The sequence below is a fragment of the Symbiopectobacterium sp. genome, assembly GCF_051710365.1.
Classification (GTDB): Bacteria; Pseudomonadota; Gammaproteobacteria; order Enterobacterales; family Enterobacteriaceae; genus Symbiopectobacterium.
Window position 1 is genome coordinate 1 of record NZ_JBPETA010000337.1, and the last position, 1750, is coordinate 1750.

General features: G+C 50.3%; 2 protein-coding genes. Both read right to left on the bottom strand.

Annotation, left to right across the window (positions count from 1 at the left end):
• Nucleotides 1-144 precede the first annotated feature (144 nt).
• Nucleotides 145-795: a ribonuclease T gene (rnt, locus tag ACTBDZ_RS17545; protein ID WP_438816236.1), complete on the bottom strand. Its 651-nt coding sequence runs from the start codon at nucleotides 793-795 to the stop codon at nucleotides 145-147.
• A gap of 192 nt (nucleotides 796-987) precedes the next feature.
• Entirely contained in the window at nucleotides 988-1395 is a 408-nt protein-coding gene (gene gloA / locus ACTBDZ_RS17550) for a lactoylglutathione lyase (protein ID WP_438816237.1), read from the bottom strand.
• Nucleotides 1396-1750: the final 355 nt, after the last annotated feature.

Here is a 1750-nt window from a genome sequence, read left to right on the forward strand (position 1 = left end):
GGTTACGGATGGTAACGTGGGGAGTACTCATGCTGATTGGTCTGCAAAAAGCAGTAATAAATTCAGAACTTCAGAATACCGTCAAGTCCCGAAAAAAGAAAAATCAGGTGCGGAATGACGGTTTTATGGTCGTACTCGGGGAACTCAGTCCGTTTGGTCTTCCAGGGGCAATGGCCAACCGCCCAGCCGCTTCCAACGATTAACCAGTTCGCAAAATAGCGCCGTGGTTTGCTGCGTATCATAAAGCGCTGAGTGTGCCTGCGCGGAGTCGAAGGCGATGCCAGCGGTCATGCAGGCCTTCGCCAATACGGTTTGTCCCAGCACCAATCCGCTCAGCGCGGCAGTGTCAAAGGTGGCAAAGGGGTGGAACGGGTTGCGCTTCAGCCCGCAGCGTTCCGCTGCCGCCATCAGAAAGCCGTGATCAAAATTGGCGTTGTGGGCAACAATAATCCCGCGATTGCAGCCCCTGTCTTTAATACCTTTACGCACCATTTTGAATATTTCATGCAGGGCTTCGTATTCAGAGACGGCACCGCGCAACGGATTGTGGGGATCAATGCCGGTAAATGCCAGCGCAGCGGGATCAAGCAGCGCGCCTTCGAATGGCTCAACGTGAAAATGCAACGTCTCATCGGGCTGTAACCAACCGTCTTCATCCATTTTCATCGTGATGGCGGCAATTTCCAGCAGTGCGTCAGTTTTCGCGTTGAACCCTGCGGTTTCAACATCAATAACAACCGGGTAAAACCCGCGGAAACGGCCACTCAGTGCGTTCAGGTTATTTTTATCAGCCATGTTCTCTTTAATCATTTACTAAATGCAGCGCGCATTATGGCAAATTCCCACCACCAATGCAGTAAACCTGATGCCTTGAGCACCCCGAAGGGGAGAAGTGCGCAATGGAATGAGCGCAGCGTAAGAGAGAAGGGGAGGGAGAAAGCCAAAAAAAGCGGCGGGCAGAAGCCGCCGCAGAGCATCGCCTGACAATCAGTTGCCGAGCCCGTTTCCGGATTGCGCTTTTTCAATCAGCTCAATCTTGTAACCATCGGGATCTTCGATAAAGGCAATAATTGTGGTGCCGCCCTTAACCGGGCCAGCTTCGCGCGTCACTTTTTCGCCAGCCTGACGAATTCGCTCGCAGGTTGCGGCAACGTCTTCAACCGCCAGCGCAATGTGTCCGAAAGCATTACCCAAATCGTATTTATCAACGCCCCAGTTGTACGTCAGTTCAATGACGGCCTCTTCGCTCTCTTCGGTATAACCCACGAAAGCGAGCGTGTATTTGTATTCGGTATTTTCACTGGTTCGCAGCAAACGCATCCCCAGTACCTTGGTGTAAAAATCGATTGAGCGTTGTAAATCCCCAACACGCAACATGGTATGAAGTAAGCGCATAATATCCTCGATTGACTACTGTGGTTGACCGCCATCACAAAGGCGACAGCGACAGCGCAAAGGCTCGTTACAAAGTATACCGTTGTAACGGGATTGAGTCCAAACCCTTGATGTAGAAGGTACACCCTGAGTGCCGCAGTGGACAAAAATCACATTTATGCCATAACTTTGCGGTATATTGATGACAGGCCAAATAAATAGTGTCGCTAGAGAAATCTTCGGCGCTACAATATATCCGTCATTCCGCACCTGATTTTTCTTTTTTCGGGACTTGACGGTATTCTGAAGTTCTGAATTTATTACTGCTTTTTGCAGACCAATCAGCATGAGTACTCCCCACGTTACCATCCGTAAC

What these genes read in the sequence shown, in the direction of transcription:
- rnt (WP_438816236.1), bottom strand. Translation starts at nt 795, where the DNA reads ATGGCTGATAAAAATAACCTGAACGCACTGAGTGGCCGTTTCCGCGGG.
- gloA (WP_438816237.1), bottom strand. Translation starts at nt 1,395, where the DNA reads ATGCGCTTACTTCATACCATGTTGCGTGTTGGGGATTTACAACGCTCA.